General features: G+C 46.4%; 19 protein-coding genes and 2 pseudogenes. 11 read left to right on the forward strand and 10 right to left on the reverse strand.

Annotated elements, in window-relative coordinates:
• Positions 1 to 39: 39 nt before the first annotated feature.
• From JCM10519_RS29015 to JCM10519_RS29040, 7 genes and pseudogenes are all read right to left on the reverse strand, one after another.
• Positions 40 to 504 (reverse strand): LysR substrate-binding domain-containing protein, encoded by a 465-nt coding sequence (locus JCM10519_RS29015; protein WP_347844002.1) that lies wholly within the window; start codon positions 502 to 504, stop codon positions 40 to 42.
• A gap of 1 nt (position 505) precedes the next feature.
• Positions 506 to 919 (reverse strand): LysR family transcriptional regulator, encoded by a 414-nt coding sequence (locus JCM10519_RS29020; protein ID WP_347843886.1) that lies wholly within the window; start codon positions 917 to 919, stop codon positions 506 to 508.
• A gap of 100 nt (positions 920 to 1,019) precedes the next feature.
• Positions 1,020 to 1,568: a GNAT family N-acetyltransferase gene (locus JCM10519_RS11245; RefSeq protein WP_054739214.1), complete on the reverse strand. Its 549-nt coding sequence runs from the start codon at positions 1,566 to 1,568 to the stop codon at positions 1,020 to 1,022.
• An 87-nt stretch (positions 1,569 to 1,655) separates the two neighbouring features.
• Positions 1,656 to 2,236: pseudogene (locus JCM10519_RS29025) on the reverse strand (isocitrate/isopropylmalate family dehydrogenase).
• A 204-nt stretch (positions 2,237 to 2,440) separates the two neighbouring features.
• A complete protein-coding gene (locus JCM10519_RS29030) occupies positions 2,441 to 2,851 on the reverse strand; it encodes an isocitrate/isopropylmalate family dehydrogenase (RefSeq protein ID WP_347843887.1) in 411 nt (136 codons plus the stop codon).
• Positions 2,852 to 2,923: 72 nt separating this feature from the next.
• On the reverse strand, positions 2,924 to 3,133 hold the full coding sequence (locus JCM10519_RS29035; RefSeq protein ID WP_347843888.1) for an iron dependent repressor, metal binding and dimerization domain protein: 210 nt from the start codon (positions 3,131 to 3,133) through the stop codon (positions 2,924 to 2,926).
• Positions 3,123 to 3,296 (reverse strand): hypothetical protein, encoded by a 174-nt coding sequence (locus JCM10519_RS29040; RefSeq protein WP_347843889.1) that lies wholly within the window; start codon positions 3,294 to 3,296, stop codon positions 3,123 to 3,125. Before JCM10519_RS29040 ends, JCM10519_RS29035 begins: the two co-directional genes overlap by 11 nt.
• Positions 3,297 to 3,645: 349 nt before the next feature.
• Here JCM10519_RS29040 and JCM10519_RS11260 point away from each other — a divergent pair, with 349 nt between their 5' ends.
• From JCM10519_RS11260 to JCM10519_RS11275, 4 genes are all read left to right on the forward strand, one after another.
• Complete coding sequence (locus JCM10519_RS11260) at positions 3,646 to 4,161, forward strand: hypothetical protein (RefSeq protein ID WP_054739216.1); 516 nt, start codon at positions 3,646 to 3,648, stop codon at positions 4,159 to 4,161.
• Positions 4,162 to 4,177: 16 nt separating this feature from the next.
• Positions 4,178 to 5,167: a hypothetical protein gene (locus JCM10519_RS11265; protein WP_054739217.1), complete on the forward strand. Its 990-nt coding sequence runs from the start codon at positions 4,178 to 4,180 to the stop codon at positions 5,165 to 5,167.
• Positions 5,168 to 5,198: 31 nt separating this feature from the next.
• Positions 5,199 to 6,512: a penicillin-binding transpeptidase domain-containing protein gene (locus JCM10519_RS11270; protein ID WP_347843890.1), complete on the forward strand. Its 1,314-nt coding sequence runs from the start codon at positions 5,199 to 5,201 to the stop codon at positions 6,510 to 6,512.
• Between the two features lie 164 nt (positions 6,513 to 6,676).
• On the forward strand, positions 6,677 to 8,566 hold the full coding sequence (locus tag JCM10519_RS11275) for a penicillin-binding transpeptidase domain-containing protein (RefSeq protein ID WP_347843891.1): 1,890 nt from the start codon (positions 6,677 to 6,679) through the stop codon (positions 8,564 to 8,566).
• Positions 8,567 to 8,688: 122 nt separating this feature from the next.
• Here JCM10519_RS11275 and JCM10519_RS11280 read toward each other — a convergent pair whose 3' ends face one another.
• The 3 genes and pseudogenes from JCM10519_RS11280 to JCM10519_RS11290 form a co-directional block, all read right to left on the reverse strand.
• A complete protein-coding gene (locus JCM10519_RS11280) occupies positions 8,689 to 9,225 on the reverse strand; it encodes a class D beta-lactamase (RefSeq protein WP_054739220.1) in 537 nt (178 codons plus the stop codon).
• 128 nt (positions 9,226 to 9,353) lie between these two features.
• On the reverse strand, positions 9,354 to 10,484 hold the full coding sequence (locus tag JCM10519_RS11285; RefSeq protein ID WP_054739223.1) for a M56 family metallopeptidase: 1,131 nt from the start codon (positions 10,482 to 10,484) through the stop codon (positions 9,354 to 9,356).
• Between the two features lie 25 nt (positions 10,485 to 10,509).
• A pseudogene (locus JCM10519_RS11290) lies at positions 10,510 to 10,868 on the reverse strand (BlaI/MecI/CopY family transcriptional regulator).
• Positions 10,869 to 11,080: 212 nt separating this feature from the next.
• Between JCM10519_RS11290 and JCM10519_RS11295 the strand changes: the two are divergent.
• The 7 genes from JCM10519_RS11295 to JCM10519_RS11315 all read left to right on the forward strand — a co-directional run bounded on the left by JCM10519_RS11295 (position 11,081) and on the right by JCM10519_RS11315 (position 15,111).
• Positions 11,081 to 12,523: an extracellular solute-binding protein gene (locus JCM10519_RS11295; protein ID WP_054739225.1), complete on the forward strand. Its 1,443-nt coding sequence runs from the start codon at positions 11,081 to 11,083 to the stop codon at positions 12,521 to 12,523.
• Between the two features lie 64 nt (positions 12,524 to 12,587).
• Complete coding sequence (locus JCM10519_RS29045; RefSeq protein ID WP_347843892.1) at positions 12,588 to 13,016, forward strand: hypothetical protein; 429 nt, start codon at positions 12,588 to 12,590, stop codon at positions 13,014 to 13,016.
• Positions 12,943 to 13,518 (forward strand): sugar ABC transporter permease, encoded by a 576-nt coding sequence (locus tag JCM10519_RS29050; RefSeq protein ID WP_347844003.1) that lies wholly within the window; start codon positions 12,943 to 12,945, stop codon positions 13,516 to 13,518. Before JCM10519_RS29045 ends, JCM10519_RS29050 begins: the two co-directional genes overlap by 74 nt.
• Positions 13,519 to 13,540: 22 nt before the next feature.
• Complete coding sequence (locus JCM10519_RS29055; protein WP_347843893.1) at positions 13,541 to 13,822, forward strand: hypothetical protein; 282 nt, start codon at positions 13,541 to 13,543, stop codon at positions 13,820 to 13,822.
• A gap of 39 nt (positions 13,823 to 13,861) precedes the next feature.
• On the forward strand, positions 13,862 to 14,404 hold the full coding sequence (locus tag JCM10519_RS29060) for a carbohydrate ABC transporter permease (protein ID WP_347843894.1): 543 nt from the start codon (positions 13,862 to 13,864) through the stop codon (positions 14,402 to 14,404).
• Positions 14,405 to 14,467: 63 nt separating this feature from the next.
• A complete protein-coding gene (locus JCM10519_RS11310) occupies positions 14,468 to 14,788 on the forward strand; it encodes a hypothetical protein (protein WP_054739227.1) in 321 nt (106 codons plus the stop codon).
• Entirely contained in the window at positions 14,785 to 15,111 is a 327-nt protein-coding gene (locus tag JCM10519_RS11315; protein WP_054739229.1) for a hypothetical protein, read from the forward strand. The genes JCM10519_RS11310 and JCM10519_RS11315 overlap by 4 nt, the downstream gene beginning before the upstream one ends.
• The last annotated feature ends 45 nt before the right edge of the window (positions 15,112 to 15,156 follow it).

Below are 15,156 nucleotides of genomic sequence, written 5' to 3' on the forward strand. Positions count from 1 at the left end.
CGTCATTTCCGGCGCTTTTCTTTGGCCCGGCCTGGTCTTTTATTCGAACAGCACCAGATTAATGAAAGCCTGGAATGCTTCTGTCTGGAATTTGTCTTTATGAAATACCACATGATTCATACAGCTGATATCCAGGTTCTTCACTTCTATTTCAGTAACTTCCCCTCTTTTAACGGACTCATCAGCGAAAATCCTTGGAACAATGCCGATTCCGATGTTTTCCTTTACTGCCTGCAGGATCACATCCGAGTTGGAGCTTGACCAGAGAGGTTCTACTGATAAATTGTTTAAGGCCAGGGCACAGTCAAAGGTATCCCTGATGGTACAGCCCTGTTCCCGTAATAGCAAAGGCTCTTCAATGAGCCGGTCCAGTGCTACCGGCTGTGCAAGGCGTCCGGCAAAGGGATGGCCGGGGGCGCAGATCACTGCAATAGGATAGGAAGAAAAAGGAATTCTCTCTAACTGTTCTTCCGCGATGACGCCCTCGATAAGCCCGATGTCCAGCTCATTTTTTTAAAAGCTTGTTTGTGATCTCAAGGGAATTATCTACGGTGACCTTTAGCTGGATATCAGGGTTAGTCAGGGTAAAGCGGGTGACCACCTTGGGAAGCAGGTAGCTGGCCAGGGTCACACAGGAACCGATCCGTAAAGGAGCTTGGAGATGCAGGACGCCGGAATAGTTTTCCAGATCCTGATACAGCTCCAGGAGAGGGATGACCTTTGACAAATAAAATTTTCCGTTCTCATTAATAACCACCCTGCGGGATACACGGTCAAACAAAGGAGAACCAACGGATTCTTCCAGTTCATTGATGGCGTGGGAGATGGCAGGCTGGGTCATGGACAGCGCTTTGGCTGCCCCGGTGATGCTGCCTTCTTCACACACCGTTTTAAAGATAGTAAGATGTCTTAAGTTCATGTCAAAGATCCTTCCATTACCAAGATGTTATATAATAATGTTCATTATATCATTTTGATAATGATATGAACAGGGATTTTGGAAAAAATATGGAAAATTTTTAAAGTCTTACCATCATCAGATAGGCGGCCGCATAGCTTCCATCCCGGTATTTAAAGCAATAATCTCTGATACCGTAAGTCTCAAAGCCAAACTTTTTATAAAGAGCCAGGCCCCGCTGGTTTTCCTGCACCATTTCCAGCTCCAGCTGTTCATAGCCCATTTCCCTTGCCCCCCTTATGATGGCGGAAAGGAGATGAGAACCGATCCCAAGTCCCCAGAATTCCTTGCATATGGAGATGCCAAAGGAGGCCCGGTGGGCGTAACGCTCAAAGCCTGCGATAGGGTTGATTCCGGCATTTGCAATGATCTTCCCGTTTACTACAGCGCAGATCATCAAGTCCTTCTGGCTTTTAAGGATGGAAGAAAGAATATCCTGTTCATGGTGGAGGGAGATGTTGATCTCATCTGCGTACCTGGCCATATAGCTGGTTTCATCTGAGGTCTGGATCATGAGTTTCAGGATCGCAGATGCGTCGCAGGGGCCTGGACTTTTTAAGAGGCAGAGGGTCCCGTCTTTTAACAGGACTTCTTTTGGTTTGTATTCCATAATCGAATTACCTCCTGAAAGGAAAAAGAAAGCAGCTGATTTTGCGGCTTTCTTTTTCTGTCTTAGTTTATTTGGAACCAGGTATTTTTACAGCCGTTTTGCAATGGCTTTTATAAATTCTTCACTGTTTAATACCGTTGGATTAGGAATGGTAGTAATAAGTGCCAGATCTTTTGTCATCTCACCGGCCTCAATGGTGTCGATGGTGGCCTGCTCCAGTTTATCTGCAAAAGCGGCCAGTTCTGCGTTTCCATCCAGTTCGCCCCGTTTCTTAAGTGCCCCGGTCCATGCAAAGATGGTTGCAACGGAGTTTGTGGAGGTTTCCTCTCCTTTTAAGTGTTTGTAGTAATGGCGCTGTACGGTTCCGTGGGCAGCCTCGTATTCATAGTCCCCATCCGGAGATACCAGTACAGAGGTCATCATGCCAGAGAGCCGAAAGCTGATGATATCATATCGCTCATCACATCGCCGTCATAGTTTTTGCATGCCCAGATATAGCCGCCCTCCGATTTCATGACACGGGCAACTGCATCGTCGATCAGGGTATAGAAATAGGTAATGCCGGCAGCCTTAAATTTGTCCTCATAATCGGCCTCAAAGATTTCCCGGAAAATATCCTTAAAGGTATGGTCATATTTCTTTGAAATGGTATCTTGGTGGCAAACCATAGATCCTGACGGGTGTCAAGAGCGTAATTAAAACAGCTTCTGGCAAAGCTTTCAATGGAATTGTCTAAGTTGTGCATTCCCTGTACGATTCCAGGCCCGTTAAAGGAATGGACCAGTTCCCTTGTTTCGCTTCCGTCTTCTGCGGTATAGACAAGCTCCACTTTGCCTGCTCCCGGGATCTTCATTTCAGATCCTTTATAAACGTCACCGTAAGCATGCCTTGCTATGGTAATGGGTTTTTTTCCAGTTTATCACACATGGTTCGATTCCCCTGACAACAATGGGAGCGCGGAATACGGTTCCGTCTAAGATTGCACGGATGGTACCGTTAGGACTTTTCCACATCTCTTTTAAGCTGTATTCCTTTACACGGTCTGCGTTGGGAGTGATGGTGGCGCATTTGACGGCAACCTTATATTTTTTGGTGGCATTGGCGGAGTCAATGGTAACCTGGTCGTTTGTCTTGTCACGGTATTCCAGGCCTAAGTCGTAGTATTCAGTGTTTAGATCAATATATGGCAGCAGAAGGTGATCTTTGATCATCTGCCAGAGAATCCTGGTCATCTCATCGCCATCCATTTCGACGATAGGGGTTGTCATCTTAATCTTATCCATGTGTTTGTCCTCCTTAGAAATGTTCGTGTTATGCTATAGTATACGATGAATTATAAAATCACACAAGCGTTTCTATGTAAACTTATCCAGCCATTTTTCAATATTATACACAGTTTTTGGCTCAATGAAATGTTCCACCTTTTCCACCTGCTCCAGCTCATTGGTATTTTGATTGATATAGCAGAAAAAACGGCGGAGGACTTCGTGGCGGAACAATAAGTATTCTCCCAGCTCCAGACCCTCCTCTGTCAGGGAAACAGTGCCGTATTTCTCAAAGCGCACCAGCCTGTTTCCTTAGATTTCCGGTCATTTTGGAAGCGGAGGAAGGCTTTACATGCAGGCATTCCGCCAGCTCCTTGATGCGGACAGGCTGGCCGTCACGATGGAGTCTGCATATCATTTCCAGATAATCTTCCATGGAAGAGGTGATTTGCGTATGCTCCAAAAGGGAGTAGCCTTTTAGAGTATAAAAATTATCGGTTTGGGCCATTGTTCGATCCTTTCTCTTAACCTTTGAATATTACTTATATTTATTCTTAGCCACGGGGATCTATGAGTGGGGAGGGAAAAAGGGGTGCTTTTGCATCTGATTGTGCCATGCGGGCAGGGCCTTTTATATTGCTGCAGTTTAAAGGCAATCCCATGATGCTTTATGATACAACAGCAGATGTTAGTCAAGCGGATATTGGCAATCCGCTTCAATACTTGCTTGATTCGGTTAAAAAAAAGTTTACATCAGGACAAAATTCGTGTATAATTTAATCTTACAAATGTAAGATTAAAGGAGAACTAATTTGCACAATTATAAATTATGGAAAGATAAGAATGTATCCGGGCCTCAATTGCCGGACCGGATACCAAGGCTGGCGATCTTAAGTGTTTTTTTCGGATTCCTGTTCCTGGTGCTTATTATCCGTCTTTACCGTCTTCAGATCCTGGAAGGGGCAGCGAATCAGGAAGAGTTTATGAGTTCCATTATGAAGACCCAGAGACTTGCCGGAAGCCGCGGAAACATCTATGACAGGAATGGAAATTTACTGGCTTCAAACCGGCTTTCCTATGATATTACCCTGGAGGATTCCCAGAATTACAGGACAAAGAAAGAACGTCAGCGGTCCCTGAACGGAATTGCTTATCAGCTGATCTGCCTGGTTAAAGATGAGGACAAGCTGAATGCAGTTCTGCCTGTAACTGTGGATGAACAGGGGAACTATGAGTTTACGGAAGAAGGGTGGAAGCTCAGCCGTTTCAAGGCTGATTTTTATGGAAAAAGCACGGTGGATGAACTGACGGAAGAAGAAAAAAACTGAAACAGCAGAAGAAATCATGAATAAACTGTGCGGCAAGGAAAAGTTTCTGATTGAAGAGACTTACACAGAAGAGGAACAGGAGCAATACGGACTGCCCCAGACCCTTACACCGGGGGAAACTCTGCAGATTGCCAACATCCGCTACGGCCTTTCCCTGAACGCATACCGCAAATACCTTCCATACCTTGTAGCATCGGATGTATCCGAGGAAGCGATGGTGGAGGTGCTGGAAAAGAAACGCAGCCTGCCGGGGGCGGATATCCAGGAAGGCAGCGTCCGCGTTTACTACGGAGGAGAAAGCCTTTCTTCCATATTGGGATATACCGGGCCAATTTCTGCCGCTGAACTGGAAGCAGGGAACCGGGAAGGCGCCGTTTATATGAACCAGTCCATGATAGGAAAAGGCGGAATTGAAAAATCCATGGAAGACCGGCTTCGGGGCCAGGATGGCATGGAGCAGTTTTATACGGATGTAGTGGGAAACCGGAAATCGGACCCGGAAATTACCAGGGTACCCCAGACCGGGAATGATGTTTACCTGACCATTGACATGGATTTGCAGAATGCGGTTTATCAGATGCTGGAACAGCAGATTGCCGGAATCCTCCTTGCTAATATGGTAGAGGGAAAAAGAGCGGACCTTCCCAAAGCAGCCAATGCCTCCCAGATCCGGATTTCATCGGATGAAGTGTATTTTGCCTTAATAAAAAATCAAGTCATTGATACCGGGCATTTTCAGGAAGCAGATGCAACGGATATGGAGAAGGCTGTCTATGAACGGTTTGCCAATAAAAAAGAGCAGGTTTTTCAAAGCTTTTCTGATTCCTTTGATGTCTCAGGCCCCGGGTATGACTCCTTAAGCAGCGAGGTGAAAGGCTATTATGATTACCTGCTGGCCGCAGTAAGGAAGAAAAAAATTCTTTCAGAAGATAGCGGGGACTGGGACCGGAAGGAAAAAAAGCTTCCGCCGGTATCTTTCCGACTGTATAGCAGATGGGAGGATTGATTTAAGCCAGGTGGAAGCTTCTGAAAAATATATGTCGCTTGAAAACAGCAGACGCCTGATTGAAGAATTGATCTTAGACAGTTTAAAGAAAGATTCCGGTTTTGATTTACTGATCTACAAGGCAATGATAATGGAAGGCACTCTGGCCGGAGAGGATGTGGAAAAACTCCTTTATGATCAGGGAATATTATCAAAGGAGGATCCGGATTATGGCCTTCTTTTAAACGGTCAGCTGAATGCCTGGCAGTTCATACGCCAAAAAATAAAAAAACTGGAGATCACCCCTGCCCAGCTGGCGTTAAATCCCTGTTCAGGTTCGGCCGTGGTGGTCCGGCCCCAGGACGGCCAGGTGCTGGCCTGCGTAAGCTATCCGGGCTATGATAACAACCGGCTGGCAAATCAGATGGACACGGATTACTATCAGAAGCTTGCAGCGGATTTATCCCTGCCTCTGTTTAACCGGGCCACCAGCCAGCTGACTGCTCCTGGATCCACCTTTAAGCCGGTAACGGTAATTGCAGGACTGAACGAAGGGGTCATCAGTACAGATACCAGTGTAGTATGCTCCGGCGTATTTGATAAGGTACAGCCTCCTTTGCGCTGCTGGAAACGGTCAGGACACGGTCCCATTCTTTCCAGTGCCGATGCTCTTAAAAATTCCTGTAATGTTTATTTGTCAGAAATTACTTACCGGATGGGAACGGTCGAGGACGGGACGTTTTCAGAAGGAAAGGGATTAAATAAGCTTCGGGATTATGCCGGTTTGCTGGATCTGGATAAGAAGACTGGCATTGAAATCGGAGAAGCAGAACCCCATGTAACGGACCAGTTCGCCATACCTTCTTCCATTGGACAGGGAACTCATAACTATACGACGACACAGATTGCCCGGTATACTGCGACGCTGGCAAACCATGGGAACAGCTATGATCTTTCTCTTATTTATAAAGTGACAGATTCAGATGAGAATACAGTCCAGTCCTTTAAGCCAACGGTTCGGACCAATGTATCCATTCCGGACTACATATGGGGGGACGTGGCGAAAGGGATGAATGAACTGGTAAAAACCAATGCAACCTTAAAAGACTTGAAAGTTAATGCAGCTGCAAAGACCGGAACGGCAGAGGAAGCCAAAAACCGGCCCAATCACGGGCTGTTCATAGGATATGCCCCGTTTGAGGACCCGCAGATAGCCATAACAGTGCGGATCGCCAATGGTTACAGTTCCGGCAATGTAGTCGGGGTAGGAAAAGAGATATTTAATTATTACTTTCATCTGGAAGATCCCGCTAATATCCTTACGGGGACAGCTTCCGGCGTGTCCAATAATCTGCGGACGGATTAACAGGAGGTATGGGATGAGGCATAGAAAAAGGAAATTTTTATTCAGTACTGTTTGCACACTGTTTATTTTGCTGGCCGGCCTGGCTGGAGCTGCTCTGTTCTTTTGGATTCAGGGGAAAATCGGGGCGTCAGGGAAAAAAACCGGATGCGCTGTTCCAGGAATATGTGGAATGCCTTTCTAAGGCAGATTATAAGGCCATGTATGGGATGTTAGATGAGCAGAGCCATTTCAATATCAGCGAAGAGGATTTTATTAACAGGCATAAAAATATCTACGAGGGAATTGAGGCCTCGGGAATAACCGCCCAGATCAGTCAGGTAGAAGAAAAAGACGGGGAGGCAGCGGTCAGCTACAGCATGAGCCTAAGCAGTATTGCAGGGGAGATCAGCTTTAACAATCAGGTGAAATTCCGGAAGGAAAAGAAAAAAGGCTATGAAATGGTATGGGATGACAGCGTGATCTTTCCGGAGCTGGGGCCCACCGATAAAGTGAGGGTATCAACGGATAAGGCCCAGAGAGGAAGTGTTTTCGACCGGAACGGCCTGCTTCTTGCAGGAAAAGGCACCGCTTCCTCCGTAGGCCTTGTTCCCGGAAAAATGAGCGGGGATCCGGAAGGAGATCTGGAGAACCTTGGGAACCTCCTTGGGATGTCTGCGGATGCGATCAGGAAGAAACTGTCTGCCAAGTGGGTGAAAGAAGATTCCTTTGTACCGTTAAAGACCATTAAAAAGGTAGATGAGCTTAATTTAAATTCCATGGAGCCACGGGAGGACAATGTTAAAAATAAGGAATTCCAGGATGAGCTTCTGGCTGTTCCGGGAGTCCTGATCACAGATACGGCTGTGCGCTATTACCCACTGGGGGAGAGCGGGGCCCATCTGGTGGGCTATGTCCAGAATGTGACGGCAGAGGATCTGGAAAAGCATCCGGATGAGGACTATCTTTCAGACAGTGTTATGGGAAGGAGCGGAATGGAAGCATTGTTTGAAAAGGAACTGAAAGGAACCAATGGACGGACAGTCACCATTACTGACTCCGGCGGAGCCATTAAGAAAACCCTGGCAGCAAAGCCGCGGACAGACGGATCGGATATTACTCTCACCATTGACAGCACCCTTCAATCTGAGATTTATCAAACATTCAAAGAGGATAAGAGCTGTACGGTGGCCATGAATCCTTATACCGGCGAAGTTCTGGCCCTTGTCAGCACGCCGTCCTACGATGATAATGATTTTATCCTTGGGATGTCTGAAGAAAAATGGGCTTCTCTAAATGATGACGAGAGAAAACCCATGTTTAACCGGTTCCGCCAGAGATTTGCCCCGGGATCTGCTTTTAAGCCCATAACCGGAGCCATCGGGCTTACCACCGGAGCCATTGATCCCAACGAGGATTATGGAAATGTGGGGTTAAGCTGGAGAAAGGATGAAAGCTGGGGAAATTACTATGTTACCACCCTTCATGATTACAGTCCTGTCATACTGGAAAACGCATTTATTTATTCGGATAACATTTATTTTGCAAAGGCTGCCTTAAAAATCGGCTATGATGATTTCATGTCCGGTCTGGATAAACTGGGATTTAATCAGGAGATTCCTTTTGATATATCCGTAACAAAGTCACAATATTCCAATGCGGAACGGATCGAAACAGAGGTGCAGCTGGCTGACAGCGGATACGGACAGGGTCAGATGTTAGTCAATCCCATACACTTAGCGTCCCTTTATACCATGTTTGCCAATCATGGAAATGTCATAAAGCCGTATCTGCAGTACAAACCGGAGCCAAAGCCTGAAGTCTGGCTGCCCGGTGCATGTTCCCCGGAGATTGCGGACAGGATCCGGACCGCTCTTGATAAAGTAATCAGCTCCGAGCATGGTACCGGACACGCGGCATACCGAAATGATATAGAGCTTGCAGGAAAGACAGGAACGGCTGAGTTAAAGGCATCAAAAGGCGACACAAGTGAACGGAGCTTGGCTGGTTTGCTGTCTTTACAACGGATCCAAATCTGGAGACTCCCATTCTTCTGGTCAGTATGGCAGAGGATGTAAAAATCGGGGAGGAAGCGGGTATGTGGTAAGAAAGGACAAAGCCATATTAAATTCCTATATTTCAGGAGGACAGTAAAAAGAAGGCTGCCGTACCGGTATGATTTCGCCGGTACGGCAGCCTTTTATGGTGACTGGGTATAGATTTTTTTATCATTTAAAATATCCAATGTGATTTTTCCTGCTGTGCTGCCGTTAGCCAGTGTCTCTCCCTGAATGTTGGCTGCAAACACATAGGTTTCTTTTCCGGTCTCCACAAAGCCGATGAACCAGCCGTTTACATTTTCCCCTTCCACGGTTCCGGTTCCGGTTTTCCCGTACAGGGAGGCACCACCGGATGAAGAGAGGAATAAGGTTTCTTTTACCGCCTTTATGTTTTCCTGCCGGAATGGAAGCTTATCCTGACAGAAACGGGCCAGAAGCTTTACCTGTTCCACCGGTGAGATCTTTAAGGAGGACTCCAGCCAGTAACGCCCCAGGCCGCCGGATAAGTCCCTGTTGCCATAGCCTATGGTGTCCAGGTATTGTTTTAACCTGGGAAGGCCGGTCTTTTCGTCCAGGGAAGTGAAATACCAGTTGACCGAACGCTCCATGGCAGTGTCCAGAGTCTGATCCTGGTTCCAGGCTTCAAAAGGATAATTGGTTCCATCCCAGGAAAGCATGGAGCTTCCGGGGTTATGGACCGTTTTCCAGGGCGGCTAAGGCACTGTAGATCTTATAAGTGGAATTCGGGGAAACCCTCCTTGTTCCGGCTTCCCGGTTATAGATGGAGTACTGCCCTGAATTTAACTCATACAGGACGAAGCTTCCATTGTATCCGCAGAAATAGGAGGATAAATCCAGGGAGGTTACATTTTTTTTCCTTAAAGTCATATCCTGCACCGGTGTAGGCATTTGCAGACAGCACCGGGGTACAGCCCAAAACAACTGCTGCAATCATGGTGAAGAGGATCCTGCCCTTCACCTTATGCCAGCCGGATTCTTTACGGTAACAGGCAATGTTTAAAATGCGCTTTTTTATTTCTTTTCTGGTACCGCCCATTCTGGCTGCGGAATAGGAAAAAAGGGATATCTTTTCAGCAAAATTTATCAGCGTGTTTCCATAATCCAGGCAGCTGTCCGCATCAAGAAGGGACAGGACCGACGAATCGCAGGCAATTTCCCGGTCGCTCCGCATTTCGCTGAAAGCAAACCAGACAAAAGGATGGAACCAGTAAATGATCTGTGCCAGGGCCATAAGCCTGTTCACCAGAAGGTCCTTGTATTTGCAGTGAAAAAGCTCATGGAGAAGGATATACCGGATTTCTTTTTTGGAAAGCCCGGAAAGCATATGAATGGGAACAATGATGCAGGGGTTCCATAATCCGGCTGCAATGGGAGAGGATACATAGGCGCTGCTATAGAGAGGAATTTCTTTTTTAATCCCCGCTTCTTCCCTGCATTTTGTAAACAAATCCCGTACCTCTTTATTCTGAAGAGGAAGAGAGGACTTTTTCAACTGCCTGATTTTTAAACAGGAATAAATGCTAAAGCCGGCCATCAATGCCATGCCGGTGATCCAGATTCCGGTTAAGGCAGAAGGAAGGGCCGGATGGGCTGCACGGTTTACGGAAACAGAAAAATCCTGCAGGAAATGTTCGGTGGATGCCGCAGTATTATAGGCAGCTCCCATGGTTCTGGCATTTTCAGACGAAAAGGAGCCGCCCAAAAACCGCAGCAGCCTGAAAATATATCCGGTAAAAAGATCAGAAAAGGGAAGAAAGGGTACAGCCAGCACAAACAGAAACAAAAACCACAGATTGTACCGGATTCTTGCTGTCAGATGATGTTTCAATGATTTCCTGACCAGCAGGATCGCAGCGGGCAGAATAGTCAGGATGATGCTGTTAAGAAAAAGGCGTGTCATAAATGAATCGGGCATTGTCAGTGTTCCTCCTCCTGACCGTTTAAAAGCAGCTTCTAAGCTCTGCTAAGTCTTCCCTTGAAACGCGGTCACTGTTTAGATAGCTGGTCACCATGCTGGAGATCTTTCCATTATAAAAGCGGTTTAAAAATGATCATTTCTTTTTTTAAGTATTCTTTTTTTTCTACAAGCGGTGTATAGACGAAAACTCGGCCTTCCTTCCGGTAGGTGGCGGCACCTTTTTGGACCAGCCTTTTTTAAGAGTGTGTGGATGGTCTTCGGGCTCCAGCTGGTGGTCTTTTCCAGTTTGTCCGTCACTTCGTTGGTACTGATGGGGGCATCATTCCATAACACCTTCATTACTTCATACTCTGCTTCGGATATTTGCGGCAGATGATTCATATGCTTTCTCCTGTTCTTACAATTGTAATAACATTATTATAAGAGCAGGCCGCTCCCCTGTCAATGGGATGAAAAGTCTGTTGATCCGCCCCGGGATAACCGGCATTTAAATATAAACTGATTTTAAACATAGGACTGTCAGATATTGCATTTACACAACAACCTTTTTTTCCGTAAAATGAAACCATAAATAAACACGGGAGGTTAAAGGGATGAAATTAAAGAGATTAAACGGCATTCTGATGGCAGCGCTGATGGCGGCAGGAACCCTTGCCGGCTGTTCGGGGTCCAAGGCAGATACCACAACAGCGGCAGCAGGCGGGCAGACGGCTGCTCAGACAGGAGCGGAACAGGCTCAGTCCGGAAGAGGGGAGAAAACCGTTATTACAGTCTGGTCCAAAGACCGGCATGATGCCACTTATGTTCAGAAAAAGGTGGATGAATACAATGCAGGCAACACTGATAACATTCAGGTAAATTACCAGCTTTATACAGATAATTACGTACAGGCCATTGATATGGCGGTACAAAGCGGGGAGCTTCCTGATATTTTGGTTCAGCAGGACCAGATGTTTGATAAATATGTAAACGAGGGACAGTGGGCAAACCTTTATGATTACATGGATTCTGATATGAAAGAATACTTTAAGGACGTGATTTATCCCGGTTACAATGAACTGGATGAAAAGCTGTATTTCATCCCGACCACCGGAACCACCTGCCGTCTTTTCTATAACAAAGAGATCTTTGAACGTGCAGGGATTACGGAACCGCCAAAAACACTGGAAGAGGTGGTGGAGTATGCCAGAAAAATCAATTCGGAATTGTCCAGGGAAGGGATTTATGGGTTTGCAGAAAACATGAAAAGTGCCAGCTCCGGCCTGCAGCGTTCCATGAGCATTGGCCTGGAGAGAGAAACCGGACTGGTTCGTGGGTATGATTTTGCAAAGGGGGAATATGACTTTTCTCAGTGGGCAGATACCTTAAAGCTTTGGAAGGAACTGCTGTCTGACGAATGTGCCTTTCCTGGCTGTGAATCCCTGGATATCGACCCCTTAAGAACCCAGTTTGCAGCCGGCAAGATCGGCATGTATATGTCCTACAGCCACGCAGAGCCGGGGGTATACCAGAATCAGTTTCCCATGGATTCCTCCAAATGGGACTGCGTTCCCATTCCTACCGTGGGCGGAAAAGCTACAGGAAAGCAGTATTTTACCGGTACAGGAAGCTATGTTTTAAATGCCAAGAGCCCTGACGTGGAAAAGGCCTTCAAGGTTTATAAGGATATCTTTGCAAATGAGGATTATCTGATCGGATATTACGAAGGCGGATTTGGCGTAAGCATCCTTCCAGGCGTTATTGGAAAGGCAAAGCCAGGCGAGGATTTCCAGAATAAAAAGTGGCTGCTCATCAGCGACATTGATGCACTCCTTCCAAAGCCTCCTCACAGTGCCTTTGCATCTGGCATGGTGGTGGAAGGTGAGGATATGTATAAAACCTGCGAATCCATTTATTATGGTGACGCCGATATTGACTCTACCTTAAAGGATTTAACAGACCGTTACAATAAAGCGTATCAGGAAGCAGTGAAAAACGGAAGCGGTCATGAAATAAAGATTGAGAATTATGACCCGATGAATCCAACCTTACAGTAATATCAGAAAGAGGGGCGCAAGATCAGCGAGGCCCCTCTTTCTTTGAAAAGAAAGGAGTATGCAGATGAAAGACTGGAATGGCAGAAAAGCCCTGCATAGAAGTAAGACTGTGAAAAGAAACCTGCAGGCCTATTCATTTATGCTGCCCAACTTAATTTTGTTCACTGTCTGTTCTCTTTATCCGGTGGTGTGGACCTTGAAATACGTGTTTTACCAGTATGGAGGGTATGGAACAGGAGTACCCAGATTCGTGGGCTTAGGGAATCTGGCCCGGGTGTTCCGGGATAAAGTTTATTGGGAAAGTGTGATCCATACCTTTACCTACGGTTTCGGGAAGGTGGTTTTTATCATACCTCTGGCCTTTTTTTCTGGCATTTCTCCTAAATCAGCAAAAGCGGGGGAATGGTGCGGCCCAGAGCATTATATTTTTACCTACCATTATGAGCTCTGCGGTCATGGGACTGGTGTTTTATCTGTTATTCAACGCCTATAATGGAGAGGTAAACCAGTATCTCATGGCGGCTGGCCTGATACAAAGGCCCATAAACTGGCTGGGAAAAGATCATGCCATGAAGACCCTGATCATGACAGCGGTATGGGGCGGCGTGGGAAATTATATGGTATATTTTATAGCCGGAATCCAGCAGGTATCCGGGGAGGCCATAGAAAGTGCCAGGATCGACGGGGCAGGAAGGCTTCAGACCATCTGGTACATCATCATTCCCATGCTGGGGCCTATATTAAAAATCATTCTTATGCTGGCTATCACTTCGGCCTTTCATGACATTACCAATGTGATGGTATTGACCGAGGGAGGCCCAAACAATGCCACAATGGTCATGTCCCTGTACGGGTACCGTTATTTCTTCCCCATATCGGCGGCAGAGGCCACGGTTCCCCAATACGGTTACGGTGCTGCGGTCAGCGTCATATCTGCAGTGATCGCAGGCCTTGTAACCGTAGGCTATCTGCGAATATCCAAAAAAACTGGATGATATTTATTAAGGAGGCGGCAGCATGAAGAACTGGAATGAAAAACACATATCAAAAGCCGCCTGGCTTCCTCTTGCCGGGAAATGGGCATTTCTGGGTATTATGATTCTATTTACCCTTTATCCGGTTATTTATACGGTGCTGGGATCTTTAAAGACCAATGCAGAGCTGACCCAGGGAGGCGGCTTTTTCCGGAGAAATGGCATTTTGAGAATTACTATCAGGCTTTTGTTCAGGCGGATTTTACAAAATATACATTCAACAGCATCGTGGTCAGCGTTTCCGTTACTCTCCTGGCTGTGGTAACCTGTTCTCTGGCCGGTTTCATTCTGGCCAGAAGAGATTTTGCAGGAAAAAAAGGTACTATTGGCTCTTTACCTGTCCATGATGTTCGTATCCTTAGGATCGGTTACCTTGTATCCGATCTACGAATTACTGCGGGCATTAAAATTAAATAAGTCCATAGTTGCTCTTATTGTTGCTCTTACGGGAGGGCAGGCCACCAATGTTTTTCTGGTCATGGGCTTTACAAAAGGGATTCCAAGAGAGCTGGATGAAGCAGCCATCATTGACGGCTGCAGCTTATACGGAGTTTATTCCCGGGTCATTCTGCCCTTAAGTAAGCCAATTCTGGCGGTAGTCGCCCTTTTTTCTTTCCGCAATGCATGGAATGATTATATCACCAGCCTGATCATGACGATTTCCATGCCAAAGCTCCAGACCCTTACCGTGGCGGTCGTCCAGTTAAAATATTCCGTCAATGCCGCAGCTGAGTGGCACATCATGCTGGCGGGAGCTTCCATCGCCATCATCCCCATTCTGATTGTCTATCTGTTTGCCAACCGCCAGTTCATTGCAGGCCTTACAGCAGGTGCGGTAAAAGGATAGGAAAAAGGGCAGATCCTGTGATATACTGGAAAAAAGCAGACGAGCAGGAAAAGGTGGGAAAGCATGAAGAAATTTATAAACAATTTAAGATTCCGCAGCAAAATCATCTGGCTGTTCGGGATCATGTTTTTCTTTACTACCGCCATCAGCGGATTATCTTATTACAGGTACGCATCCAATGATATTGAAGAGAATTTTAAAGTGGGGGCAGAGGATGTTCTTGCCCAGATCGTGGACACCTTGAGTCTGCGTCTGGGAGTCATCAATCAGAGGGCAAAGGGAATGCTGGCCAATTATACCTTTATGGTGACCCTTTCGGATTATCTCAATAATCCCAATGATATTAACCTGGTGAAAGCCTGGGAACCATTCCGGATTTCATGAGAGATTTTGAAACCGGGGAGGGGCTGATTCATTCCACCTATATTTATACGGACAAAGGGAGCTTTGATAATTTTGTCCGCATGAGAAACTGGGAATTTGATTTTAAGGAGTCTGCCTTTTATAAAAGCTATGAGGAGGACGGAAGCGGGGCCATCCGCTGGTTTCCTGTGTGGGAGGATGAGATTTTCCAGGGCAATGACAAGGTCATCCCCTGTGTATGGCAGTTCAGCGTTCAGGGCTATGTGGGAAAGGAGTATCTGGTGGTCCAGTTAAAGAAAACAGAGCTGGAACGCCTTTTGGAAGGAAAATACGAATTTTTTTGACAAAATACTCATTCTGGACAGGACAGGAAATGTAATCATAGGTTC

The organism is Clostridium sp. NkU-1 (assembly GCA_001312405.1).